The sequence below is a fragment of the Streptomyces caeruleatus genome (assembly GCF_001514235.1).
Taxonomy (GTDB): domain Bacteria; phylum Actinomycetota; class Actinomycetes; order Streptomycetales; family Streptomycetaceae; genus Streptomyces; species Streptomyces caeruleatus.
Genome location: NZ_KQ948942.1, coordinates 131,067 through 155,342 on the forward strand (window position 1 = coordinate 131,067; position 24,276 = coordinate 155,342).

The 24,276-nt window shown below is 70.0% G+C and carries 20 protein-coding genes; 12 read left to right on the plus strand and 8 right to left on the minus strand.

What is annotated here, in order from left to right; all coding sequences use genetic code 11:
• Positions 1-139: 139 nt before the first annotated feature.
• Positions 140-523, minus strand: coding sequence for a VOC family protein (locus AQJ67_RS39400; protein WP_062724333.1), 384 nt, complete (start codon positions 521-523; stop codon positions 140-142).
• Between AQJ67_RS39400 and AQJ67_RS49885 the strand changes: the two genes are divergently transcribed.
• A complete protein-coding gene (locus AQJ67_RS49885; RefSeq protein WP_062724304.1) occupies positions 524-1,159 on the plus strand; it encodes a TetR/AcrR family transcriptional regulator in 636 nt (211 codons plus the stop codon).
• 84 nt (positions 1,160-1,243) lie between these two features.
• On the opposite strand, the gene AQJ67_RS39410 is transcribed toward AQJ67_RS49885, so the two are convergent.
• The 3 genes from AQJ67_RS39410 to AQJ67_RS39420 all read right to left on the minus strand — a co-directional run bounded on the left by AQJ67_RS39410 (position 1,244) and on the right by AQJ67_RS39420 (position 4,105).
• Positions 1,244-2,110 carry a DUF4429 domain-containing protein gene (locus AQJ67_RS39410; RefSeq protein ID WP_062724334.1) on the minus strand — a complete coding sequence of 289 codons (867 nt, stop codon included), beginning with the start codon at positions 2,108-2,110 and terminating at the stop codon, positions 1,244-1,246.
• 57 nt (positions 2,111-2,167) lie between these two features.
• Positions 2,168-3,385, minus strand: coding sequence for an alpha/beta hydrolase (locus AQJ67_RS39415; protein WP_062724305.1), 1,218 nt, complete (start codon positions 3,383-3,385; stop codon positions 2,168-2,170).
• 93 nt (positions 3,386-3,478) lie between these two features.
• On the minus strand, positions 3,479-4,105 hold the full coding sequence (locus AQJ67_RS39420) for a TetR family transcriptional regulator (protein ID WP_062724306.1): 627 nt from the start codon (positions 4,103-4,105) through the stop codon (positions 3,479-3,481).
• A gap of 66 nt (positions 4,106-4,171) precedes the next feature.
• On the opposite strand from AQJ67_RS39420, the gene AQJ67_RS39425 reads away from it, so the two are divergent.
• Positions 4,172-5,791 carry an MFS transporter gene (locus AQJ67_RS39425; RefSeq protein ID WP_062724307.1) on the plus strand — a complete coding sequence of 540 codons (1,620 nt, stop codon included), beginning with the start codon at positions 4,172-4,174 and terminating at the stop codon, positions 5,789-5,791.
• A gap of 605 nt (positions 5,792-6,396) precedes the next feature.
• Here the strand turns inward: AQJ67_RS39425 and AQJ67_RS39430 are convergent.
• Positions 6,397-7,158: a potassium channel family protein gene (locus AQJ67_RS39430; RefSeq protein WP_062724308.1), complete on the minus strand. Its 762-nt coding sequence runs from the start codon at positions 7,156-7,158 to the stop codon at positions 6,397-6,399.
• A gap of 91 nt (positions 7,159-7,249) precedes the next feature.
• A complete protein-coding gene (aceE, locus tag AQJ67_RS39435; RefSeq protein WP_062724309.1) occupies positions 7,250-9,997 on the minus strand; it encodes a pyruvate dehydrogenase (acetyl-transferring), homodimeric type in 2,748 nt (915 codons plus the stop codon).
• A 362-nt stretch (positions 9,998-10,359) separates the two neighbouring features.
• On the opposite strand from aceE, the gene AQJ67_RS39440 reads away from it, so the two are divergent.
• From AQJ67_RS39440 to AQJ67_RS39465, 6 genes are all read left to right on the plus strand, one after another.
• Positions 10,360-10,794, plus strand: a complete 435-nt coding sequence (locus AQJ67_RS39440; RefSeq protein WP_062724310.1) for a DUF3052 domain-containing protein — start codon at positions 10,360-10,362, stop codon at positions 10,792-10,794.
• A gap of 769 nt (positions 10,795-11,563) precedes the next feature.
• A complete protein-coding gene (locus tag AQJ67_RS39445) occupies positions 11,564-12,022 on the plus strand; it encodes a peroxiredoxin (RefSeq protein ID WP_048582333.1) in 459 nt (152 codons plus the stop codon).
• 113 nt (positions 12,023-12,135) lie between these two features.
• Positions 12,136-12,711 carry a TerD family protein gene (locus AQJ67_RS39450; protein ID WP_062724311.1) on the plus strand — a complete coding sequence of 192 codons (576 nt, stop codon included), beginning with the start codon at positions 12,136-12,138 and terminating at the stop codon, positions 12,709-12,711.
• Between the two features lie 120 nt (positions 12,712-12,831).
• Positions 12,832-13,407, plus strand: a complete 576-nt coding sequence (locus tag AQJ67_RS39455; RefSeq protein WP_062724312.1) for a TerD family protein — start codon at positions 12,832-12,834, stop codon at positions 13,405-13,407.
• A gap of 126 nt (positions 13,408-13,533) precedes the next feature.
• Positions 13,534-14,682, plus strand: a complete 1,149-nt coding sequence (locus AQJ67_RS39460; protein WP_062724313.1) for a DUF475 domain-containing protein — start codon at positions 13,534-13,536, stop codon at positions 14,680-14,682.
• A 104-nt stretch (positions 14,683-14,786) separates the two neighbouring features.
• Positions 14,787-15,524 carry a TerD family protein gene (locus tag AQJ67_RS39465; RefSeq protein WP_062724314.1) on the plus strand — a complete coding sequence of 246 codons (738 nt, stop codon included), beginning with the start codon at positions 14,787-14,789 and terminating at the stop codon, positions 15,522-15,524.
• A gap of 92 nt (positions 15,525-15,616) precedes the next feature.
• Here the strand turns inward: AQJ67_RS39465 and AQJ67_RS39470 are convergent, their stop codons facing one another.
• Entirely contained in the window at positions 15,617-16,414 is a 798-nt protein-coding gene (locus AQJ67_RS39470) for a TerD family protein (RefSeq protein ID WP_062724315.1), read from the minus strand.
• A 188-nt stretch (positions 16,415-16,602) separates the two neighbouring features.
• Here AQJ67_RS39470 and AQJ67_RS39475 point away from each other — a divergent pair, with 188 nt between their 5' ends.
• The 3 genes from AQJ67_RS39475 to AQJ67_RS39485 are packed head-to-tail and all read left to right on the plus strand — an operon-like array spanning position 16,603 to position 21,560.
• Positions 16,603-17,772 (plus strand): HpcH/HpaI aldolase/citrate lyase family protein, encoded by a 1,170-nt coding sequence (locus tag AQJ67_RS39475; RefSeq protein ID WP_062724316.1) that lies wholly within the window; start codon positions 16,603-16,605, stop codon positions 17,770-17,772.
• A gap of 33 nt (positions 17,773-17,805) precedes the next feature.
• Positions 17,806-20,742 carry a phosphoribosyltransferase domain-containing protein gene (locus tag AQJ67_RS46255; protein WP_079056471.1) on the plus strand — a complete coding sequence of 979 codons (2,937 nt, stop codon included), beginning with the start codon at positions 17,806-17,808 and terminating at the stop codon, positions 20,740-20,742.
• The gene (locus AQJ67_RS39485; RefSeq protein WP_062724317.1) at positions 20,742-21,560 is read left to right on the plus strand and encodes an HAD family hydrolase; all 819 of its coding nucleotides are present in this window, start codon (positions 20,742-20,744) and stop codon (positions 21,558-21,560) included. Before AQJ67_RS46255 ends, AQJ67_RS39485 begins: the two co-directional genes overlap by 1 nt.
• Positions 21,561-21,637: 77 nt before the next feature.
• On the opposite strand, the gene AQJ67_RS46260 is transcribed toward AQJ67_RS39485, so the two are convergent.
• Complete coding sequence (locus tag AQJ67_RS46260; RefSeq protein ID WP_079056472.1) at positions 21,638-21,856, minus strand: FmdB family zinc ribbon protein; 219 nt, start codon at positions 21,854-21,856, stop codon at positions 21,638-21,640.
• Between the two features lie 229 nt (positions 21,857-22,085).
• Here AQJ67_RS46260 and AQJ67_RS39490 point away from each other — a divergent pair, with 229 nt between their 5' ends.
• Positions 22,086-24,254, plus strand: a complete 2,169-nt coding sequence (locus AQJ67_RS39490; RefSeq protein WP_425264220.1) for a transglycosylase domain-containing protein — start codon at positions 22,086-22,088, stop codon at positions 24,252-24,254.
• The last annotated feature ends 22 nt before the right edge of the window (positions 24,255-24,276 follow it).

Below are 24,276 nucleotides of genomic sequence, written 5' to 3' on the forward strand. Positions count from 1 at the left end.
AGAGGGTTCCTTGTGGGTCGGTTGCCGGGCAGCGGGCAGCGGGCAGCGGGCAGCGGGCAGCGGGCAGCGGGCAGCGGGTAGCGGGCGGTGAGCGGCGAGGGTCGGGCGACAAGCCCGCGATCCTTTGTGCCGGACGGGGTCAGCTCTGCTCGGAAGCAGCCCACTCGACGAACTGGATGATCACTCCGTTGGGGTCGGTGACCTGGAACAGGCGCTCGCCCCACGGTTCCTGGCGCAGCGGCATGGTGATCCGAACTCCGGCCGCACGCAGCCGCTCTTCCTGCTCCTGCAGGCCGGAGGCGACGGTGAAGGCCAGGATCAGACCGCTCGCGCGCTGCTCACGCTGCTCGGGCGGCAGTACCTCGATACCGCGGGCGAGCAGGATGACGTCGATCGCGTCGTCGTGCGACAGGGACACGAAGCCGTCGGCGGCATGCCGGACGACGTAGCCCAGGTGGGTGGTGAAGAACGTCTGTGAACGGGTGACGTCGTCAACGGTCAGCGAGACGGCGGAGGCGGCCAGATGCCGGCTCCCCCGGCCGGGCTTCGTGAGACGAAGAAGCAGGAGACCCGGCAGCTCATCTCCGACCACGCGACACGACTGTTCATCGACCAGGGCTTCGAGCAGACGACCATCGCCGAGATCGCCGCAGCCGCCCGCGTCGCCAAGAAGACCGTCACCAACTACTTCCCCCGCAAGGAAGACCTGGCGCTGGACCATCAGGAGCAGTTCGCCGCCTCGCTGGCCCGAGCCGTGGACGCTCGACTCCCGGGGGAATCAGCGCTGGCCGCGCTGCGCCGCGCCTTCGCCGACTCCGTCGCCTCCCAGGACCCGGTCGCCGGGTTCTCCGGTCAGGAGTTCGCCCGCATGATCGCCGACAGTCCGACCCTGAGCACCTGTGTGCGCGGCCTGCACGACCAGCGCGCACACCACCTCGCTCAGGCACTCGCCGAGGCCACCGGTGCTCAGCCCGACGACATCACCGTCCGCACCGTCGCCGAACTGCTGGGCACCGTTCACCGCACGCTGTTCCAGCGCATCCAGGAGCTCACCCTCGCCGGACACCCCAACGACCGGATCGCTCAGACCATCACCGCCGAAGCCGCCCACGTCTTCGGCCTGCTGGAACCCGCCCTGTCCGACTACGCCACCGCCTAGCCCCACCAGGGGCGCGGGGAACTGCGCGACCAGCCACAACCGCCCCGCCGCCGCCCGACAGCCGAACCCGGCAGACGCTCCGCGCTACAGCTCCGCCAGCAACTCGGCCTTCTTGACGGAGAACTCCTCATCCGTCACCAGCCCCGCCTGATGCAACTCCCCGAGGTGCCGAATCCGCTCAGCGATATCCGCGGGGTCCCGGCGCGGCACAGCCCCGGCCGGGACAGCCGCGCCCCCAGCGGAGCGCACTGCCGACAACACCGCCGCGGCGAACGGCAACGACTCGTGCACCGGCCCGTATCCCAGCCCGAACACCACCGCGGCCGGATCGTGGTCGACCTGCTCGGGCACGGGCCGCCCGTCGACGCCGTCCCGCCGGAGCAACCGCAGGTACCCCTCGAAGACCTCGGGCGACCGCCACTCGACCCCGCTCAACTCGGCGACGGAGAAGCTCTGGTCCCCGGCCTTCCACTTCGCCGAGGACGCCCCGGTCCAGAACCACCGGAACCGCACCGTCTGCCCGTCGAAGGACGCCTTCCCGTCGTACGCCTTGAACTGCATCGGCACCTCGGGCGCACCCACGAGGAACTCCTCGGCCGGCCCCGACTCCTTCAGCTCCGCCCGCAGCTCGTCGGCGTAGTACTCGGCCAGCGTCTCGCGCTCGGCCGGCAGCACCAGCCGATACGGGTCGCCGCCCTCCTTCAGCTGCCCCGCCGCCGCCTCCATCAACGGATCGGCCCCGGGCCGCAGCTCAAGGCGCAGCACCACCGTCCCGCGCTTCCCCGGCGTCAGCGTCACCCCGCCGATCGCCTCAAGAGGCACCCGGCGTTCCCCGAGTGCCTGGAACAGCTTGGGTGTTCGAATGCCACGTTCGTAACGGATGAGCACGGAGTCGGACTCGAACTCCCAGGCGGCATGAAATCCGGCCAGTACGTCACCCATGCGGCTCATCGTATGCGGCACGTGCTCCTCCGTCGCCACCCCGCGCACACCGCAATTCCTGCGCCTCTACGCGCGTCCGGCCGACGCCGTGTCGGACAAACCCGCCCGACAGGCCTCGGCATCGTCCGCGCACCGCACCGAGCGGTACGCGCCAACCCCGATCTCGGCGAAGTTCGCCACGCTGTCCGTGCCCGGCTCGAAGTAGCCGCCGTGCCCCTTGGCCTCCCGCGCCGACAGCACCCGGGCGCCGAACACCGAGGACACCGGGTCCTCCCCGTGTCCCAGCCCGCCGACCTCGAGATACGGCACGTCCTGCACCCAGTCGTCGGCGTCCCGCATCGCCCACACATGGGCGGACGTACGCAGATGGGAGGCCTTCGAGACCCGCATGCCGGGGCTGCCGGCCACCGCTATGTCGGCCACTCGCTCCGGCAGCGCGGGCGCGGCGATCCCGCACAGCACCGAGCCGTAGCTGTGGCAGAAGAGGGAGACCGGCGAGACGCCGGGCAGGGCCCGCACCAGTGCTTCCAGTCGTACGGCCCCGCCCGCGGCCCGCATCGCGGTCGCCGAGTCGATGCCCAGCCCGCTCGGCGCCGTGTAGTCGGCCCAGGCGATCACGGCCGTACGCGTCGACGGGCTGGCCTCGCGCTCGGCGTCGTACAGGGACTGGGCCATGCCGACCGGCGCGGAGTACTTGCGGCTGGTGCGCTGGAAGGTCAGCAGGTCGGTGTCGACGCCGGGGACGACGACCGAGATCCGCTCGGCCTTGGCCAGGTCGCCGAACACCTCGGCGGCCCGTCCCGAGCCCTCGGGGTCGAAGGCGAGGATGTTCCGGTCCGTCCGCATCATCGACTCGAAGCGGTGCATACGGCGGCCCGCCTCGCGCTGCCCGTCGGGCGTGAGCTTCTTGTCGTACATGCGTTTGCGCTCGACCTCGCGTGCCTCGTGGAGGGCGAGCCGGTTGGCGCGGTAGCGCAGGTCGACCGGAGCGCCGTTCATGTTGCCGACCGCGAGCGGATAGCGGCGTACGAGATCCGTGCGCTGGGTGTCGGTGAGCGAGGTGAAGAACCGGGCGAGCCGCGTGGGGGAGGACGTCGCGGTCGGCAGTCGGTGTCCGGCGACGCTGCCGTCCTCCCAGGCGCTGAGCGAGGCCTGGAGCGGAGAGGCGGTCCGGTGGTGACGCAGGGCGGTCCAGCCCGTGGTCGCCAGCATCACGAACACCACGGCCAGTGCGAGCAGAGCGCGCCAGACGTTCAGTTGCGGGGACGTGTCGAAGGAAGTCACTGGGAGGACACACTAGGAGAACGAGAGGGTCTCGCGTTAACCAAGTGATGGGTATCACGTTTTGATCAAGGTGGCGGCAACACGCCCATGACCTCAGTGTGTTCGCCAGCTCTCGCTGAGTGCCGGGCCGACCTGTTCGAGATATGAGACGGTCAGTGCCCGCATGGCGTCCAGGCTGAAATCCTCCCCGACACTCCACTGACGCTCCGTCAGCCGCATCACGCCGCCGAAGACCGCCACCGCCAGCCGCGGCCGCGGATCCGTGTCCAGGTCGACGCCCTCACGCTCGGCGAGGACGGCCGCCAGCGTCTCCTCGACCTCGGCCGAGCGGCGCAGATGGGCGGCGAGCAGGGCGGGCGTCGACTCGACCACCCGGCACATACGCAGATACAGCTCGACCGGCGCGATGGCCTCGATCACGTCGTTGAGCGTGTCCCAGCCCTCCAGCACCGCCTGCCGCAGCGCCTCCATCGGGGCCTCGTGCGGCGGGCGCTCGCGCACCGACTGGAGGAAGTGCGCGACTGTCACCTCCATCAGGGCGAGGGCCGCCTCCTCCTTGCCGGCGAAGTAACGGAAGAACGTGCGCTGCGACACATCGACGGCCTCCGCGATGTCGTCGACCGTGGTGCGCTCGTACCCCTCGGTGGTGAAGAGCTCCAGCGCGGTACGCAGCAGTGCTTCCCGGGTGCGCTGCTTCTTGCGTTCGCGCAGTGATTCCATAGGTGTCAGTTAGCGACTTGTGAAATGGTTTGTCAATTGTCAGTGGCTGTCACTAGCCTCGAACACATGACTAGTCGGACCACCATCAAGACGACCGGGACGGGGGACCGGGCACCAGAAGCCCCGTCGGACGCGGCGCCGGCCAAGGGGCTGCGCGGCCACCCCTGGTTCACCCTCATCACCGTCGCGGTCGGGGTCATGATGGTGGCCCTCGACGGCACCATCGTGGCCATCGCCAACCCGGCGATCCAGAAGGACCTGAGCGCGTCCTTCGCCGAGGTGCAGTGGATCACCAACGGCTACTTCCTCGCCCTCGCGGTCTCCCTGGTCACCGCGGGCAAGCTCGGTGACCGGTTCGGCCACCGGCAGACCTTCCTCATCGGCGTCGTCGGCTTCGCCGCCGCCTCCGGAGCGATCGGCCTGTCCAGCAGCATCGGCGCGGTCGTCGTCTTCCGTGTCCTCCAGGGCCTGTTCGGCGCGCTGCTGATGCCGGCCGCGCTCGGTCTGCTGCGGGCGACCTTCCCGGCCGAGAAGCTCAACATGGCCATCGGTATCTGGGGCATGGTCATCGGCGCCTCCACCGCCGGCGGCCCGATCCTCGGCGGCGTCCTCGTCGAGCACGTCAACTGGCAGTCGGTGTTCTTCATCAACGTGCCGGTCGGCATCCTCGCCGTCGTCCTCGGTGTGCTGATCCTGCTCGACCACCGCGCCGAGAACGCCCCGCGCTCCTTCGACATCCTGGGCATCGTCCTGCTGTCGGCCGCGATGTTCTGCCTGGTCTGGGCGCTCATCAAGGCCCCGGCGTGGGGCTGGGCCGACGGCAAGACATGGCTGTTCATAGCCGGGTCGGTGGTGGGCTTCGCGCTCTTCGCCCTCTGGGAGACAAAGGTGAGGGAGCCGCTGATCCCCCTCGCCCTCTTCCGCTCGATCCCGCTGTCGGCGGGCGTGGTGCTGATGGTCCTGATGGCCATCGCGTTCATGGGCGGCCTGTTCTTCGTGACGTTCTACCTCCAGAACGTCCACGACATGAGCCCCATCTACGCCGGTCTGCACCTGCTCCCGCTCACCGGCATGATGATCGTCGGCTCCCCGCTCGCGGGCGCGATGATCACCAAGCTCGGCCCGCGGGTCCCGCTGGCGGGCGGCATGGCGCTCACCGCCATCGCCATGTACGGCATGTCCACGCTGGAGACGGACACCGGCAGCGGCGTGATGTCGCTCTGGTTCGCCCTGCTCGGCCTCGGTCTCGCGCCGGTCATGGTCGGCGCCACGGAGGTCATCGTCGGCAACGCGCCCATGGAGCTGTCCGGTGTCGCCGGCGGTCTCCAGCAGGCCGCGATGCAGATCGGCGGCAGCCTCGGTACGGCCGTCCTCGGCGCCGTCATGGCCTCCAAGGTCGACAGCGAACTCGCCGGCAACTGGACGTCCGCGGGGCTGCCGCCGCTGACCGCCGCGCAGGAGGCCCAGGCTTCCGAGGCGGTCCAGGTCGGCGTGGCGCCGCTGGCCCCGGGCACGCCGGACGCCATCGCCGCGAAGATCACGGACGTGGCGCGTGACACGTTCATCTCGGGCATGAGCCTGGCGTCCCTGGTCGCCGCGGGCGTTGCGGTCGTCGCGGTCTTCGTGGCCTTCCTCACCAAGCGAGGGGAGAACGCGGAGGCGGGCGCGGGGGCCGCGCACATCTGAGTTCCCCTATCAGGGTGACAGCCCTGAAGATCCCTCCCAGCCGGGGTGCGCCGCAGGTCACAGTGGGTCAAGCCAGGGCCTGCGGCGCGCTGCCGGAGGGGGTCAGCGCGCCGCGGCCCGGACACGCAGGCATGAGAAGCGCACCGTGGGTACTCGCCAAGTCGAACGCCGAATCAGGGAGTTGACGGTACGCGCAGGCGCCCCCGCTCACGTGGCCGGACGTGGTCACGGACCGGGCCGGATCGCGCGTTCGCCTGCGGCGGGCCGGGCCGGCCGGAAACGCCGTAGGGGTACCGACCGTCGCGGGCTGCGGGTGGTGTGTGCCTGGCCGCGCAGTTCCCCCCGCCCCCAGGAGGGCGCTGCGCGCCCACACCACCCGGACCGCCGACGATGCGGCGGCCCACCCAGGGGCGCGGGGAACTGCGCGACCAGCCACACACCACCCGCGGCCGCCGTCGCACCCAGGACAGAGGGCGCTGCGCGCCCACAGCAGCTGGACGGCCGGCGCTGCGGCGGCCCACCCAGGGGCGCGGGGAACTGCGCGACCAGCCACATACCACCCGCGGCCGCCGTCGCACCCAGGGCCCCGAGTCCGTAGGCGTCCCCTACCGCCCCCTCTCCTCACCCATCTGCCCCGGCACCCTCGCCCCCGACAGCGAGGCGACCTCCGCGCGCAGGGCACGGACCTCCTCCGTCAGCAGGTGTATCGCCTCCGTCTGGCGGCGCTCCTCCACGTCGTCCATCTCGAACCGCGCTATGAACCACGCGGCGATGTTCGCGGTCACCACGCCCAGCAGGGCGATCCCGGACAGCATCAGCCCCACCGCGAGCATCCGCCCCACGCCCGTGGTCGGCGCGTGATCCCCGTACCCGACGGTCGTCATCGTGGTGAACGACCACCACACCGCGTCACCCAGCGTCTTGATGTTCCCGTTCGGCGAGTCCCGTTCCACGGACAGCACGGCCAGCGACCCGAACATCAGCAGCCCCACCACCGCCCCGGCGACATACGTGGTCAGCCGTATCTGCGAGGCCATCCGCGCCCGCTGCCCCACCAACAGCAGTGTCGAGACGAGCCGCAGCAGCCGCAGCGGCTGTATCAACGGCAGCAGCACCGCGCACAGGTCCAGCCAGTGCGACCGTACGAACTCCCGGCGCCGCCCGGCGAGTACGAGCCGGACGACGTAGTCCAGCGCGAAGGCGCCCCACACCACCCACTCCACCGCGAGGCACACCTCCACCACGGAGGCGCTCGCGTCGGGGTCGACGATCGGCACCGCGTAGGCCACGGCGAACGCCAGGGCCAGACCGAAAAGGGGCCGCTGGGTGTGCCGTTCCCAACGCGCTTGTGCCACCGCTCGCTTCATGGCCGCATCGTAGGAAATGTGAAGGGGTGGTGTAGCCCGCGGGTCACCCACGGGCACACCACCCCGTCAAACGGTTGACGGACGCCGGAGGCTACGCGTCGCCGCCCGCCGCCCCCGGGTCCGCGGCCGACGCGTCGAGCAGCTGGTACCGGTCGATCGCCTGCTTCAGCACCGACCGGTCCACCTTCCCTTCCTTCGCCAGCTCGGTCAGGACCGCCACCACGATCGACTGCGCGTCGATGTGGAAGAAGCGGCGAGCCGCGCCACGGGTGTCCGCGAAGCCGAAACCGTCCGCGCCCAGCGACTGGTACGTACCCGGCACCCACCGCGCGATCTGGTCCGGCACCGACCGCATCCAGTCGGAAACGGCCACGAACGGCCCCTCGGCCCCGCTCAGCTTCCGCGTCACCCACGGCACCCGCTGCTCCTCCTCCGGGTGCAGCAGGTTGTGCTCCTCGCACTCCACGGCCTCACGCCGCAGCTCGTTCCACGAGGTCGCCGACCACACGTCGGCCTTCACGTTCCACTCCTCGGCGAGGATCTTCTGCGCCTCGACCGCCCAGGGAACGGCCACACCGGACGCGATGATCTGCGCGGGGATGGAACCCGCCGTGCCCTCGCCGACCCGGTGGACGCCCTTGAGGATGCCCTCGACGTCCACGTTCTCCGGCTCGGCCGGGTGCTGGATCGGCTCGTTGTAGACGGTCAGGTAGTAGAAGACGTCCTCACCGTGCGGGTGCTCCTCGGAGCCCCCGTACATCCGCCGCAGACCGTCCTGCACGATGTGCGCGATCTCGTACGAGTACGCCGGGTCGTACGCGACACAGCCCGGGTTGGTCGAGGCGAGCAGCTGCGAGTGGCCGTCCGCGTGCTGGAGTCCCTCACCGGTCAGGGTCGTACGGCCGGCGGTCGCGCCCAGTACGAAACCGCGCGCCAACTGGTCCGCCATCTGCCAGAACTGGTCGCCGGTGCGCTGGAAACCGAACATCGAGTAGAAGACGTAGACCGGGATCAGCGGCTCGCCGTGCGTGGCGTACGCCGAACCCGCCGCGATCAGCGAGGCCGTACAGCCGGCCTCCGAGATGCCGTCGTGCAGCATCTGGCCCTGCGGCGACTCCTTGTAGGCGAGGAGCAGCTCACGGTCGACCGACTCGTACTGCTGGCCGAGCGGGTTGTAGATCTTCGCACTCGGGAAGAACGAGTCCATGCCGAACGTGCGGTACTCGTCCGGCGCGATCAGCACGAAACGCCTGCCGATCTCCTTGTCCCGCATGAGGTCCTTGAGGAGCCGGACAAAGGCCATGGTCGTCGCGATCGACTGGTGACCGGAGCCCTTCTTCACGGTCGCGTACGTCTTGTCTTCCGGCAGCGCCAGCGGCTTCGACCGCACGACGCGCGTCGGGACGTAACCGCCGAGCCCCTGGCGGCGGTCGTGCATGTACTGGATCTCCTCGGAGTCCCGCCCCGGGTGGTAGTACGGCGGCACCCCGCTCTCCAGGTCCTTGTCGGCGATCGGCAGGTGCAGCCGGTCGCGGAAGCGCTTGAGGTCGTCGACCGTCAGCTTCTTCATCTGGTGCGTGGCGTTGCGGCCCTCGAAGTTGGGACCGAGCGTCCAGCCCTTGATCGTCTTGGCGAGGATCACTGTCGGCTGGCCCTTGTGCGCCTTGGCCGCCGAGAACGCCGCGAAGATCTTCTTGTGGTCGTGACCGCCGCGGCCCAGGTGCAGGATCTGGTCGTCGGTCATGCCCTCGACCATGGCGCGCAGCCGCTGGTCGTCACCGAAGAAGTGGTCCCGGATGTACGCGCCGGTCTCGGTGGCGTAGGTCTGGAACTGGCCGTCCGGCGTGGTGTTCATCCGGTTGACCAGGATGCCGTCGCGGTCCTGCGCGAGCAGCGGGTCCCAGGTGCGGTCCCAGATCAGCTTGATCACGTTCCAGCCGGCGCCGCGGAAGATCGACTCCAGCTCCTGGATGACCTTGCCGTTGCCCCGTACCGGGCCGTCGAGGCGCTGCAGGTTGCAGTTGACCACGAAGGTGAGGTTGTCCAGGCCCTCGCGGGCGGCGATGGACAGCTGGCCGAGCGACTCCGGCTCGTCCATCTCGCCGTCGCCCAGGAACGCCCACACATGCGACTTGGAGGTGTCCGCGATGTCGCGCGCCTCCATGTAGCGGTTCATCCGGGCCTGGAAGATCGCGCCGATCGGGCCGAGGCCCATCGACACCGTCGGGAACTCCCAGAAGTCCGGCATCGAGCGGGGGTGCGGGTAACTCGACAGGCCGTACCGCGCCTTCGACTTCTCCTGGCGGAACGCGTCCAGGTTCTGCTCGCTGAGGCGGTCCAGCAGGAACGCGCGGGCGTAGATGCCCGGCGAGGCGTGGCCCTGGAAGAAGACCTGGTCGCCGCCGTCGCCCTCGTCCTTGCCCCGGAAGAAGTGGTTGAAGCCCACGTCGTAGAGTGAGGCGGAGGACGCGAAGGTGGCGATGTGACCGCCGACGCCGATGCCGGGACGCTGGGCCCTGGACACCATCACCGCGGCGTTCCACCGGGTGGCGTTGAGGATCTTGCGCTCGATCTCCTCGTTGCCCGGGAAGAACGGCTCGTCCTTGGTGGCGATCGTGTTGACGTAGTCCGTGCTGCGCATCTCGGGGACGGCGACACGCTTCTCGCGGGCCCGCTCGATCAGCCGCAGCATCAGGTAGCGGGCCCGCTCCCGGCCGCGCTCGTCCACAGCGGCGTCAAGGGAGTCGAGCCACTCCTGGGTTTCCTCGGGATCGAAGTCAGGAACCTGACTCGGAAGGCCGCCAATGATGATCGGGTTGCGATCGGATCCGGAAGCCACGCTGGTCCTTACCTGTCAGAGGGCTGTGTTTCGGGGGTTTCTGGGCGTCTGCACCGCTCCCCATCGTGTACCTCGGGGGGCCAAACGTCATCTCTACTGCGAGGTAACCGTTTCCTGGCCAACGGTGGAGCCGTGACCGATGATTCCCAAACGCACAAAGGGGGCAGATTGGTGTGGTGCGCGTCACCCTGAGACGATGAGGGCGTGCCTGGAGTTGCGGTGACACGTTCACGATCGTCACCGTTTCGGCGGTCTGAACGGCCGGGTACTTGCGCGATCCGCCCCGCCCGTGTGGACTACGGCCAATGCTTCGCGCACGCGCGTGGCTGAGACATTCCCAAAACATGATCAGGAGGCAAACCGTGAGCGCGACCGCGGACCACGCGGAGGAGCGGACCCTTGCCGAGAGGCTGGGGTTCCAGCCCGAGCAGGTGGTCCAGGAGATCGGCTACGACGACGACGTAGACCAGGAACTCCGCGAGGCCATTGAGTCAGTCACCGGCACAGAGCTCGTGGACGAGGACTACGACGACGTCGCCGATGCCGCGGTGCTGTGGTTCCGCGACGAGGACGGCGACCTGACGGATGCACTGGTGGACGCCACCACGTACATCGAAGAGGGCGGCGCGATCCTGTTGCTGACGCCGAAGACCGGCCGTGACGGCTACGTGGAGCCCAGCGAAATCTCGGAAGCCTCCACCACGGCGGGGTTGTCGGCATCCAAGAGCGTCAGCGTCGGCAAGGACTGGAGCGGCAGTCGGCTGGTGACGCCCAAGGCCGCGAAGTCCAAGAAGTAGCGGTTCGAAAGTGGCCGTCGGCTGAAACGCTGCCGTCCACTGGGGTGGCCGTCCCTGGGGGCCGCGTCCCCAGACCCCCGCATCGGCCCTGAAAGGGCCTCGTCCTCAATCGCCGGACGGGCTGATGGTGCCGGGCCGGGCTGAGAAGCCCGGCCCGGCATTTGCGTACCGCCCAGCATTCTGCGCCCTGCCCGACACCCGTGCGGCCTGGCATCCACGTCCGCCACCGCCTCGGCATCCCCGGGCGGCCCGGCACTTGCGTGGCCTCGCATCCGCGTCCGGCCCGGCGTCTGCGTCCGAGGCCCGCATCCGCGTCTCGTCCCCTGGCTTGTGTCCGGCCCCGCATGGGCGTCTCGTCCCCTGGCTTGTGCCGGCCCCGCTTTCGCGTCTCGCCCCCGCCTTGCGTCCGGCCCCGCATGGGCGCTCGTTCCCTGCCTTGCGTCATGGCCCCGCATGGGCGTCTCGCCCCCTGCCTTGCGTCCGGCCCCGCTTTCGCGTCTCGCCCCCGCCTTGCGTCCGGCCCCCCCCGCACCCGCGTCTCGCCCCCGCCTTGCGCCCGGCCCCGAATCCACGGCCGCCCCCGCCCCCGCCCCCACCCCTGCGCCCGGCCGGGCATCCGTGTCCCGCCCGTGCATCCACGCCCGCCCCCGCCCCTGCGCCCGGCCGGGCCGGGCGTCCGCGTCCCGCCCCCGCCTCCTGCGTGGCCCCCGGTGATCGCTGCGTAGGGTGGGTTCCACCCGAACAGCCCCACGAAGGGACATCTACGACGATGGCGATCCAGGTCGGCGACAAGGCCCCCGACTTCGAGCTCAAGGACAACCACGGCGCGACCGTGAAGCTCTCCGACTTCCGCGGTTCCAAGAACGTCGTCCTGCTCTTCTACCCCTTCGCCTTCACCGGCGTGTGCACCGGCGAGCTGTGCGAGGTGCGCGACAACCTGCCGCAGTTCTCGGACCGCGACACCCAGGTGCTCGCCGTCTCCAACGACTCCATCCACACCCTGCGGGTCTTCGCCGAGCAGGAGGGCCTGGAGTACCCGCTGCTCAGCGACTTCTGGCCGCACGGCGAGGTCAGCCGGGCCTACGGCGTCTTCGCCGAGGACAAGGGCTGCGCGGTGCGCGGCACCTTCGTTATCGACAAGGAGGGCGTCGTCCGCTGGACGGTCGTCAACGCCCTGCCGGACGCGCGCGACCTGAACGAGTACGTCAAGGCGCTCGACACCCTCTGATTCTTCGGTACCAAGGCATGCGAGCCACGGGAACCCGTCACTAGGATCGAGTCGTTGATCCGATATCAAACGCACGGCGGGGCTCCCCGCCCCTGGAAACCAATGGAGGACTCGTGGGAGTCAGCCTCAGCAAGGGCGGCAACGTATCACTGAGCAAGGAGGCCCCGGGCCTCACTGCGGTCATCGTCGGTCTGGGGTGGGACATCCGCACCACGACCGGCACCGACTTCGACCTGGACGCCAGCGCGCTGCTGCTGAACCCGGAAGGCAAGGTCGGCAGCGACGCGAACTTCGTCTTCTTCAACAACCTCAAGAGCGCCGACGGCTCCGTCGAGCACACCGGCGACAACCTCACCGGTGAGGGCGAGGGCGACGACGAGCAGATCAAGATCAACCTCGCGGGCGTCCCGGCCGACGTGGAGAAGATCGTCTTCCCGGTCTCGATCTACGACGCCGAGAACCGCCAGCAGTCCTTCGGCCAGGTGCGCAACGCGTTCATCCGCGTCGTCAACCAGGCCGGCGGCACCGAGATCGCGCGCTACGACCTCTCGGAGGACGCGTCGACCGAGACCGCGATGGTCTTCGGCGAGCTGTACCGGCACGGCGCGGAGTGGAAGTTCCGCGCCATCGGCCAGGGCTACGCGTCGGGTCTGCGCGGCATCGCGCAGGACTTCGGTGTGAACGTCTGAGTTCGATCCGAGGGGGGACCGTCCAGGACACCACCGGCTGAGTCCGGCGCCGCATTCGTTTGGGTGCGGCGCCGGATGCGCAGGACAACCAAAGAAGCAACACGCGGGGAGGACCAGCACATGGGCGTCACGCTCGCCAAGGGAGGAAATGTCTCCCTGTCCAAGGCCGCACCGAATCTCACCCAGGTGATGATCGGGCTCGGCTGGGACGCGCGCTCCACCACCGGAGCCCCCTTCGACCTCGACGCCAGCGCACTGGTGTGCAGCGGCGGACGCGTCCTGGGCGACGAGTGGTTCGTCTTCTACAACCAGCTCAAGAGCCCGGACGGCTCGGTGGAGCACACCGGCGACAACCTCACCGGCGAGGGCGACGGCGACGACGAGTCGCTGCTGATCGACCTCTCCAAGGTGCCGGCCCACTGCGACAAGATCGTCTTCCCCGTCTCGATCCACATGGCCGACGAGCGCGGCCAGACGTTCGGCCAGGTGAGCAACGCCTTCATCCGCGTGGTCAACCAGGCCGACGGGCAGGAACTCGCCCGCTACGACCTGAGCGAGGACGCCTCCAGCGAGACCGCCATGATCTTCGGCGAGGTCTACCGCTACCAGGGCGAATGGAAGTTCCGGGCCGTGGGACAGGGCTACGCCTCCGGTCTGCGGGGCATCGCACTCGACTTCGGGGTCAACGTCTCATAACGCGATATGAGCAAAAGCCGGGCCCGGGTGGGGTGCGAAGAGGTGCCGAACTAGACTTCGGCTTCAAAAGTTCGTAAAGCCGAGTGCGGCGCGGGGGAGCCCCGTACACACAGGATTGGGTAGCCAGTGGTTCTGAAAACCTTCGGTTGGTCGTTCGCGGTCACCGCGCTCGGTCTGGTTGCGGCGCTCCTCTTCGGGGGGTGGACCGCCCTGGGGGTCGTGGCGATCCTCTCCGTGCTCGAGATCTCGCTGTCCTTCGACAACGCGGTGGTCAACGCCGGAATCCTGAAGAAGATGAATGCCTTCTGGCAGAAGATCTTCCTCACCATCGGCATCCTGATCGCCGTGTTCGGTATGCGACTGGTCTTCCCGGTCGTCATCGTCGCCATCAGCGCCCAGCTCGGGCCGATCGAGGCCGTCGACCTGGCCCTGAGCGACAAGGACCAGTACCAGCAGCTCGTCACCGACGCCCACCCGGCCATCGCCGCGTTCGGTGGCATGTTCCTGCTGATGATCTTCCTCGACTTCATCTTCGAGGACCGCGACATCAAGTGGCTGGCCTGGCTGGAGCGCCCGCTCGCCAAGCTCGGCAAGGTCGACATGCTGTCCGTCTGCATCGCCCTGATCGTCCTGCTCATCAGCGCGATGACCTTCGCGACCCACGCCCACCAGCACGGCGGCGCCCACGTCGACAAGGCCGAGACGGTCCTGCTCTCCGGCATCGCCGGCCTCATCACCTACATGATCGTCGGCGGACTCTCCGGCTACTTCGAGGACAAGCTCGAAGAAGAGGAGGAGCGCGAGCACGAGGCCGAGGAAGAGGCCGAGCGCACCGGCAAGCCCCGCTCCGCGGTCGCCATGGCCGGCAAGGCCGCCTTCTTCATGTTCCTCTACCTCGAGGTCCTGGACGCGTCCTTCTCCTTCGACGGCGTCATCGGCGCCTTCGCCATCACCAACGACATCGTCCTGATGGCCCTGGGTCTCGGTATCGGCGCGATGTACGTCCGTTCGCTGACCGTGTACCTGGTCCGCCAGGGCACCCTCGACGAGTACGTCTACCTCGAGCACGGCGCGCACTACGCCATCGGCGCCCTCGCCATGATCCTGCTGGTCACCATCCAGTACGAGATCCACGAGCTCATCACCGGCTCGATCGGTGTGATCCTCATCGGCTGGTCCTTCTGGTCCTCGGTGCGCCGCAACCGCGCGCTGGCAGCCGCGGAGGGAAAAGCGGAGGCCTCGGACGAGAAGACTGAGGTCTCGTCCGGGGTGTGACAACCCTGCGGTTGAGGAACGCTCTCAGCGGGGCGGCCGGGCCTCCGGCCGCCCCGCTGGTTTTCCAGTGAACGTGGGTCTTTCGTGTGGGACGTGGGGGCGGAATGGGCTTCTTGGACGGACTCTGGCGTGGCCGGGCTGCCGAGTTCGACTCGGGCAGCGCGTCATCGAACTCGATAGAGCTGACGAAACGGCACGACCGGGTGTCGCTCACCAAGCAGGGCGCCGCCACCGGGCATCTGCGGATCAACCTGACCTGGCGGATGCGGACGTCCGACATCGGGGGGTCACAGCGGGAGAGTCTGCTGCGGCACCCGTTCAAGGCGCTCAAGCCGCCGGAGGTGCTCGGGCACAGCCAGAGCATGGTCAACGTCGACCTCGACCTCGGGGCGCTGTACGAGCTGACCGACGGGACGAAGGGGGTCGTCCAGCCGCTGGGCGGGTTCCTCGGGGACGTGAACGCGCCGCCGTACGTGAAGCTCAGCGGGGACGACCGGTTCGGGTCGGCGTCCGGGGAGACGATCTACGTCAACCTCGATCACAAGGAGAACATCAAGCGGCTGCTGGTCTTCGTGTACATCTACGACCAGACGCCGGCGTTCGACCGTACGCATGCGATCGTCACGCTGTATCCCAGCAACGGGCCCCGGATCGAGATAGGTCTCGACGAGCGGCATCCGCAGGCTCGGTCCTGTGCGGTGGTGATGATCGAGAACGTGAAGGGCGAGATCTGGGTTCGGCGTGAGGTGAAGTTCGTCTACGGGTTTCAGGCCGAGCTGGATCGGTTGTTCGGGTGGGGGCTGCAGTGGGGGCGTGGATACAAGACCAAAGCGGAGAAGTAGTCGCCTGAGAGCTCGGGGCCTGGTGTTGTGTGGCGACTGCGGGTTGATCGTGGTTGATCGCGCAGTTCCCCGCGCCCCTGAAGGCGCATCCCTCACCGTCCGATGAATTGCGGGCCCTGTGGGGGCAGGCGGAACTCCTGGCCCGGGGCTGCTGCCGTCACCGGGGGCGGGTAGCCGTAGCCCGACTGGGAGGTGGGCTGGGGGTAGCCGTAGGCCGGCTGGGTCGGTGGGGGCTGTTGGGGGTAGCCGTAGGACGGCTGGGGTGGGACCACGGTCGTGGGCTGCTCCGGTGGGAGGGGCTGGGAGACCTCCGGTGCGGGCGCCGGGGCGGGGCCGTCCATCGCCTCGGACTCGTCCACCGAGATGCCGTAGTCCGTGGCCAGGCCCTTGAGGCCGTCCGAGTAGCCCTCGCCCAGGGCGCGGAACTTCCAGCCCTCGCCGCGGCGGTACAGCTCGCCGCAGATCAGGGCCGTCTCCTGGCCCGTCTCCGGCTTGATGTCGAAGTACGCCAGCGGATCGGCGTCGGCGGCCGCGGCGTCGTACAGCACGATGCGCAGATCCCGTACGCGGTCGAAGGCTACGCCGTCCGCCGAAGCGACCAGGAGAATCTGACCGACGCCGGACTCGACACCGGCCAGATCTGTCTGGATCGTGTCGGTGAGGCCCTCGGCGCCCCGCTTCTTGCCGAGTCGCCAGACCTTCCCGGAGGGGTGCCGGGGCTGGTTGTAGAAGACGAAGTCCTCGTCGGAGCGCACACGACCGTCGGGGCCGAGGAGGAGTGCCGAGGCGTCGACATCCGGGACCCCCTGCCCGGGCGTCCAGCGCAGCACGGCGCGTACCGTCGTGGCTTCGAGCGGGACGTTCGACCCCTTCAACATCGCGTGCGTCATACGGTCATCCTGCCCTCTCCGTCCTGGTCACGACAACGCGGGGGTGCGACGGACCGTGCGCGCCTGTGTTCGTCCGCGTTACCCGAAATTCATGCCCTGCGGGAACCCCTGACATGGGTATCTACGTACTATTACCGGCCACCTGTGAACCAGTCACAGGGGACACTGAGTCACCACGGGGGAGCTCTATGCGTCATTTCGGGCACATCGCCCCAGAGGTGCGTCAGCGCCTGTTCCACCAGGAGCCGTGCGAGTTCTCCGCCGACTCCCCGGCCCGGCTGCTCTCCGCGGCCCTGGGTGCCACGCTCTACAGTCCGGCCACCCGGCCGCGGCTCGCCGACGACATCGTCAAGCAGACCGGGCGCGGCGTGGTCTCGATGGTGCTGTGCCTGGAGGACTCCATCGGCGACGAGGACGTGGCGGAGGGCGAGGAGAACCTCGTCCGGCAGTTCGCCGACCTCGCCGGACGCCAGGGCCCGGTGGAGCCGCCGCTGCTCTTCGTCCGGGTCCGCACCCCCGAGCAGATCCCCGACCTCGTACGACGGCTCGGACCCGCCGTACGGCTGCTGTCCGGGTTCGTGCTGCCCAAGTTCACCGAAGAGCGCGGCATGCCCTTCCTGGAGGCCCTCGCGAGCGCCGAGGCGCAGAGCGGGCGGCGGCTGTTCGCCATGCCCGTGCTGGAGTCGCCCGAGCTGATGTACCGGGAGTCGCGCGTGGAGACCCTGGAGGGCGTCTCCCGCGCGGTCGACAAGTACCGCGAGCGGGTGCTGGCGCTGCGGCTCGGGGTCACCGACTTCTGCTCGTCGTACGGCCTGCGGCGGGCCCCGGACATGACGGCGTACGACGTCCAGATCGTCGCCTCCGTGATCGCCGACGTGGTGAACATGCTGGGCAGAGCCGACGGCACCGGGTTCACGGTGACCGGGCCGGTGTGGGAGTACTTCCGGGTGCAGGAACGTATGTTCAAGCCCCTGCTGCGCCGCAGCCCCTTCCTGGAGGGCCAGGCCGAGGAGCTGCGCGAGGCCCTCATCGAGCACTCCATGGACGGCCTGCTGCGCGAGATCACCATGGACCACGCCAACGGCCTCCTCGGCAAGACCTGCATCCACCCCTCCCACGTACTGCCCGTGCACGCGCTGTCCGTGGTCAGTCACGAGGAGTTCAGCGACGCCCAGGACATCCTGCGGCCGGAGCGCTGCGGCGGGGGTGTACTGAGGTCGCAGTACACGAACAAGATGAACGAGGTGAAGCCGCACCGCGCCTGGGCCGAGCGGACCCTGCTGCGGGCCGAGGTCTTCGGTGTGGCCAACGAGGACATCGGCTTCGTGGAGCTGCTCGCCGCCGGCATCCCGGCCTGACCGGGCCGACCGGCTTCTCAACCCAAGGGACGTATGAACAACGCAGTGAACAACGGGGTCTGGTCCGGGAGCTGGGTCGCCGAGCGGCTCGGAGTCCAGCTCGTGGGCGACGACGAGCTCAAGCAGATGCTGGGGCTCGCCCTGCGCCGCAACCCCAAGCGGGCGCATCTGCTGGTCTCCAACGTGCTCGGCAAGCATGTGCCGCAGTCGCCGTCCGTCGTGTACGGCGCCGGGTTCGCCCTCGGGCGCCGGGTGCGGGAGCTTCTGGGGGCGGCGGAAGCGGGCGACGCGGTCGTCCTCGGTTACGCGGAGACCGCGACCGGGCTCGGGCACGCCGTCGCCGACGGTGTGGGGGACGCGCCGTATCTGCACTCGACGCGGCGTCCGGTCGCCGGGGTCGCCCCTGCGGGGGGCTTCGAGGAGTCCCACTCGCATGCCACGTCGCACTTGCTGCTGCCCGAGGATCCCGGCCTGCTGGCCGGCGACGGGCCGCTGGTCCTGGTGGACGACGAGTTCTCCACGGGGAACACCGTGCTGAACACCGTGCGGGATCTGCATGCGCGGTATCCGCGGCGGCGGTATGTGGTGGTCGCGCTGGTGGACATGCGGTCGGCGGCGGATGTGGGGCGGCTGGAGGAGTTCGCGCGGGAGATCGGGGCGCGGGTGGATCTGGTGGCGGCCGCTTCTGGGACCGTGCGGCTGCCGGAGGGGGTGTTGGAGCGGGGGCAGGCGTTGGTGGCGCGGTACGAGGCCGAGAGTGCTGCGGCGGGTTCGTCGTCGGGTGCGGGTGCGGGTGCGGGTGCGGGTTCGTCGTCGGGTGCGGGTGCGTCGGGGTCGGTCGCGCAGTTCCCCGCGCCCCCGAGCGGCGGGGTTGCTGCGGAGGGTGGTTTGTCGTCTGCGGCGCCGTCGGGGCTGGTCGCGCAGTTCCCCGCGCCCCCGAGCGGCGGGGTTGCTGCGGAGGGTTCGTCGTCGGGTGCGGGTGCGTCGGGGCTGGTCGCGCAGTTCCCCGCGCCCCCAAGCGGCGGCGTTGTCGCGGAGGGTGGTTTGTCGTCTGCGGCGCCGTCGGGGTCGGCCGGGCAGCTCCCCGCGCCCCCGAGCGGTGGCGTTGCTGCGGAGGGTTCGTCGTCTGGTGCGGGTGCGTCGGGGCTGGTCGCGCAGTTCCCCGCGCCCCCGAGCGGCGGCGTTGCCGCTGAAGCCGACCAGCAGGGCAACCCCCCAGGGGCGCGGGGAACTGCGCGACCAGCCCCCACCGGCCCGCAGGCGACGAACGACCCCGCCCGCATCGATCTGCACTGGCCCCCCGGCCTCCCCGACGGCGGCCGTCACGGCTTCACGCCCGCTCACCGCATCCGGCTGGAAGCCGCCCTCCCCGCCATGGCCGCCCGCCTGGCAGAGGCACTCCCCGCCGACACCCGCCGCGTCCTCGTCCTCGGCTTCGAGGAGCTGATGTACGCCCCCCTGCGCATCGCCCGCGAGCTGGAGCGGAGCGCCGACGTGGAGGTCCGCTACTCGACCACCACCCGCTCACCCGTCCTCGCGGTCGACGACCCGGGGTACGCGATACGCACCCGCCTCGCGTTCCCGGCCCACGACGACCCGGCCGACGGCCCCGGCGAGCGCTACGCCTACAACGTCGCCGGCGCCGGCTTCGACGCCGTCATAGCCGTCGTCGACTCGGCCGCCGACACCCCCGAACTGCACGCCCCCGAGGGCCTGTTGGCGCAGCTCGCCGCGCACACCCCGCACGTCCTGCTCGCGGTCGTACCGTCGTACGTCCCCGGCGCACCCTCAGCCCGTCCCGAAAGGCCCCCGATGCTGCCCGAGCCCCTCCGCGGCCCCGCCTTCTCCTCGTACGACCCCGAAGAGGTCGGCTGGCTGCTCCAGGACCTCTCGGATGTGACGCTGGAGGCGCCGACCGAGGAGCGCGAGGAAGCCATCCAGAGCGGCGGCGCGCACTACGCCGAGTCGCTGCCGGTGGAGTACCAGCCGAGCGAGCAGTACCAGGCGCTGTTCCACGCCGCGCTGGAGGAGACGGCGGCGCGCCTGGCACAGGCGGCCGGTGCCGTCACCGAGCTCGTCCTCGCCGAGCGGTCACCGCGCCCCGTGCTCGTCTCCCTGGCCCGCGCCGGCACCCCCGTCGGCGTCCTCATGCGCCGCTGGGCCCAGTTCCGGCACGGCCTCGAACTGCCCCACTACGCCGTGTCGATCGTGCGCGGCCGCGGCATCGACGCCAACGCCCTGCGCTGGCTTGCCGCCCACCACGACCCGCGTGACGTCGTCTTCGTCGACGGCTGGACCGGCAAGGGCGCCATCACCCGCGAACTGGCCGAGGCGATACGGGAGTTCGAGGCATCCGACGGCATCACCGGCTTCGACCCGGAGATCGCCGTACTGGCCGACCCGGGCTCGTGCGTACGGACGTACGGCACCCGCGACGACTACCTCATCCCGTCCGCGTGCCTCAACTCCACCGTCTCCGGCCTGATCTCGCGCACCGTCCTGCGCGCCGACCTGGTCGGCCCGCATGACTACCACGGCGCGAAGTTCTACCGCGAACTCGCCGACGCGGACGTCTCCGTGGCCTTCCTGGACGCCGTCTCCGCCCGTTTCCCGGAGGTCGTGGACGCCGTCGAGGCGACCGCCAAGGAGCTGCTGTCCGCCGACCGCGCGCCGACCTGGGAGGGCTGGGCCGCCGTCGAGCGGATCAGCGAGGAGTACGGCATCCACGACGTGAACCTCGTCAAGCCGGGCGTCGGCGAGACCACGCGGGTGCTGCTGCGCCGGGTGCCCTGGAAGATCCTGGCGCGGGCCGGTGCCGGCGCCGACCTGGACCATGTACGTCTGCTGGCCGAACAGAGAGGGGTACCGGTGGAAGAGGTCACCGAACTGCCGTACACCTGCGTGGGGTTGATCCACCCCAAGTACACGCGGGGCGCGACGGGTGCCGACGGCAGGGCGGTGAACCTCTGATGCCGGTGCTGGTGGCGAGCGACCTCGACCGTACGCTCATCTACTCCGCCGCGGCCCTCGCGCTGACCATGCCGGACGCGCGGGCGCCCAGGCTGCTGTGCGTGGAGGTGCACGAGGCGCGGCCCCTGTCGTACATGACGGAGACGGCGGCCCAGCTGCTCACGGACCTCGGCGACGCGGCGGTCTTCGTGCCGACGACGACCCGGACCCGTAAGCAGTACCAGCGCATCAACCTGCCGGGGCCCGCCCCGAAGTACGCGATCTGCGCCAACGGCGGCCATCTGCTCGTGGACGGCGTCACCGACCCCGACTGGCACGCCCAGGTCCAGGCCCGCCTCGCCGAACAGTGCGCGCCCCTCGCGGAGATCCAGGACCACCTGATGGCCACGGCGTCCCCGGCATGGGTGCGCAAGCACCGCATCGCCGAGGACCTCTTCGCCTACCTCGTCGTCGAGCGCGAGCTGCTGCCCGAGGAGTGGGTGAAGGAGCTCGCGGTGTGGGCGGAGAACCGCGGCTGGACGGTCTCCTTGCAGGGCCGCAAGATCTACGCCGTCCCCAAGCCCCTCACCAAGAGCGCCGCCATGCACGAGGTCGCCCGCCGCACGGGCGCCGACCTGACACTGGCCGCGGGCGACTCCCTGCTGGACGCCGACCTGCTGCTTGCTGCGGACCGGGGTTGGCGGCCTGGACACGGCGAGCTGGCGGACGCCAACTGGACGGCCCCAATGATCACCGCCCTCCCGGAACGGGGAGCACTGGCGGGCGAGCGCATCCTCAGGGAGTTCTTGAAGGCAACCCGTACGACAGCGCCCCAATAGGGGCGCGGGGAACTGCGCGACCAGCCACAACGAGGCCGCACCCGCATGATGGCACCGCGCGGCACCCCCGTAGGCGACTAACCGCAACAGCCCCCACCACAACACCCACCGCCCCCGCCGCCCGCCTTGGGCACCGCGGGGGCGGACGCCGTCCCACCCACAGCCACCGTCGACAAAAGCTTCACCGTGTCCTCATGCCCCGCAGGGCACGCGGCGGGCGCGGAGGACTCCGCCATCGGACGGCTCAGTTCAAACGTGTCACCGCAGCTGCGGCACCGGTACTCATAGCGAGGCATGGTCAAAGACTAATCGGCCTGACCGGATACACCCCTCTCTGCGACCGTTTGCGATCAGCTCACGGTCAACCCTGTCCGGTACCGGTGTGGAGAATTTGAAAAGGTCACTGATACTTTTCGATCGCCGCGAGGAGCCGTAAGGCCGGGGGAACAGGGGGCGCGCTGCCGTTGACCGCGGCGGCCATGCCCTTCCTCGCGGGCACGACCGAATGCGGGGAGGGGCGCAGCCGTGACCAGGGCTGGGCAGGAGCCGGACGAGACCATGCAGCTGAAGGTCCCCGCGCTCCCGCCGGACGAGACCGTGCAATTGCGGACGGTGGATGCGGAGTTATCCCGCACGGGCGAACGCGACACAAGGGAGCCCCGCACCCCGGGGCACCGCCGGAAGGCCACGCGCGAGGCGGCCCTGTCCCGTCTCAGGACGGCCGCCGCCCGATGGGCACCGCACCTGCGCCGCCTGCGCCGCCTGCGCCGCCTGCGGCCCCGGTACCCGCGCCCCGGCCGCACCGGCTGGCGCCGCTGGGTGCCCTCCTGGCGGCAGTGGCTCGGGGCCGCGCTGACCTTCCTCGGCCTGACCACCGCGGCCCTGACGGTGGCGTACGCCGCCACGGACATCCCGGAGAACCTCAACGCGTACGCGACCCAGCAGGACAACGTCTACTTCTGGTCCGACGGGACGCCCATGGCCCGCACCGGCTGGGTGCGGCGGCAGGACATGCCGTTGGAGGACATACCGGAGGACGTCCGCTGGGCGGTGCTCGCCGCGGAGAACGCCGGCTTCTACTCCGACGCCGGCATCTCGCTCAGCGGCGTCACCCGAGCCGTGTGGCGCACCCTCGGCGAGGGCGACACCCAGGGCGGCTCCACGATCACCCAGCAGTACGTCAAGAACGTCTACCTCAACCAGGACCGCTCGGTGGGCCGCAAGTTCACCGAGGCCATGCTCGCCCTCAAGCTCGACAACCGGATGAGCAAGGACGACATCCTGGAGGGCTACCTCAACACCAGCTGGTTCGGCCGCGGCACCTACGGCATGCAGCGCGCAGCCCAGGCCTACTACGGCAAGGACGTGGGCGAGCTGAACGTCAGCGAGGCCGCGTTCCTCGCCTCCCTCCTCAAGGGCGCCGCCCTCTACGACCCCGCGCTGAGCCGGGCCAACCACGCGCGGGCGGTGGAGCGCTGGTCCTGGATCCTCGACCGCATGGTCGACATCGGCAGGCTGTCGCCGGCCGAGCGGGCGCGGTACCGGACGTTCCCCGAGCCGTTGCGGCAGGCGCAGGGCTACGACACCGGCAAGCAGAGCGACTACCTGGTGGAGCTGGCCGCGCAGTACGCCAAGAAGGCCGCGCGTCTGACGGACCAGCAGTTCGACCTCGGCGGCTACCAGATCTACACGACGTTCGACCGCAAGAGGGTGACCGCGCTCACCGACGCCGTGACCAAGGCCCGCGAGCAGGCGCGCAAGGACCACCCGGCGACGGCGAAGACCGCGCACTACGGCGCCGCGTCGGTCGCCGCCGACGGACGGATCCTCGCGGTCTACGGCGGCCCGGACCACCGTACGCAGGGCTACAACGAGTCCAACGCGACCACCGTGCCCGCCGGTTCGGCCTTCCTGCCCTTCGTCTACGCCTCCGCCCTCGACCACGGTGTCCGCAAGACCCGCGACGGCGCCGCGACCGAGGTGACGCCGCAGACGCTGTACGACGGCGACGACGGCATCCCGGTCATGACGCCCGAGGGCCCCTACTGGGACCGCGGCGGCAAGCAGGTCAAGGCCCGCAACGACGGCGGGGAGGACCACGGGCGGATCAGTCTGCACAGGGCGCTCGCCCTGTCGGTGAACACGCCGTTCATGCAGCTCGGCATGGACACCGGCCTGGACAGGGTGCGCCGGACGGCCGAGGCGGCCGGGCTGCTCGGCTCCAGCTTCGGGCCGCAGGTCCCGGCGCTGTCCCTGGGCAGTGCCACGCCCAGCGCGATCCGGATGGCGAGCGGATACGCCACGTTCGCCGCCGCCGGCACGCATGTCGAGCCGTACTCGGTGGCCCGGATCACCCGCAACGGCTCCGAGGTGCGGCTGGCCAGGCCCGCCTCCCGGCGCGCGGTGCCGGCGAAGGTGGCCGAGCAGGTCCGGTCCGCGCTGCGGGACGCCTTCGCGCTGGCCCATCCGGCCACCGCCGCCTCCGCCCCGCGCGTCACCGGCAAGACCGGCACCACCCAGGACGACACCGCGGCCTGGTACGTCGGCACCGCCGCCTCGGTGTCGACGGCCGTCGTGGCCTACCGCATCGATCTCGCCAAGAGCCTCGAACCCCTGCCGCTGAAGGGCGTCGCCGGCACCCCGGCCGACAGCGTTCCCTACGCCGTCTTCTCCGGCGCCCTGGGCCTCGACTGACCCCGCGACCCGCCTCCCTCAC

Excerpts from the sequence above, each read along its gene's own strand:
- AQJ67_RS39410 (WP_062724334.1), bottom strand. The coding sequence starts at position 2,110 with ATGAGCCGCATGGGTGACGTACTGGCCGGATTTCATGCCGCCTGGGAG.
- AQJ67_RS39470 (WP_062724315.1), bottom strand. The coding sequence starts at position 16,414 with ATGACGCACGCGATGTTGAAGGGGTCGAACGTCCCGCTCGAAGCCACG.
- AQJ67_RS39485 (WP_062724317.1), top strand. The coding sequence starts at position 20,742 with ATGCCGGTGCTGGTGGCGAGCGACCTCGACCGTACGCTCATCTACTCC.
- AQJ67_RS46260 (WP_079056472.1), bottom strand. The coding sequence starts at position 21,856 with ATGCCTCGCTATGAGTACCGGTGCCGCAGCTGCGGTGACACGTTTGAA.
- AQJ67_RS46255 (WP_079056471.1), top strand. The coding sequence starts at position 17,806 with ATGAACAACGCAGTGAACAACGGGGTCTGGTCCGGGAGCTGGGTCGCC.
- AQJ67_RS39445 (WP_048582333.1), top strand. The coding sequence starts at position 11,564 with ATGGCGATCCAGGTCGGCGACAAGGCCCCCGACTTCGAGCTCAAGGAC.
- AQJ67_RS39420 (WP_062724306.1), bottom strand. The coding sequence starts at position 4,105 with ATGGAATCACTGCGCGAACGCAAGAAGCAGCGCACCCGGGAAGCACTG.
- AQJ67_RS39465 (WP_062724314.1), top strand. The coding sequence starts at position 14,787 with ATGGGCTTCTTGGACGGACTCTGGCGTGGCCGGGCTGCCGAGTTCGAC.
- AQJ67_RS39430 (WP_062724308.1), bottom strand. The coding sequence starts at position 7,158 with ATGAAGCGAGCGGTGGCACAAGCGCGTTGGGAACGGCACACCCAGCGG.
- AQJ67_RS39455 (WP_062724312.1), top strand. The coding sequence starts at position 12,832 with ATGGGCGTCACGCTCGCCAAGGGAGGAAATGTCTCCCTGTCCAAGGCC.
- AQJ67_RS49885 (WP_062724304.1), top strand. The coding sequence starts at position 524 with ATGCCGGCTCCCCCGGCCGGGCTTCGTGAGACGAAGAAGCAGGAGACC.
- AQJ67_RS39475 (WP_062724316.1), top strand. The coding sequence starts at position 16,603 with ATGCGTCATTTCGGGCACATCGCCCCAGAGGTGCGTCAGCGCCTGTTC.
- AQJ67_RS39425 (WP_062724307.1), top strand. The coding sequence starts at position 4,172 with ATGACTAGTCGGACCACCATCAAGACGACCGGGACGGGGGACCGGGCA.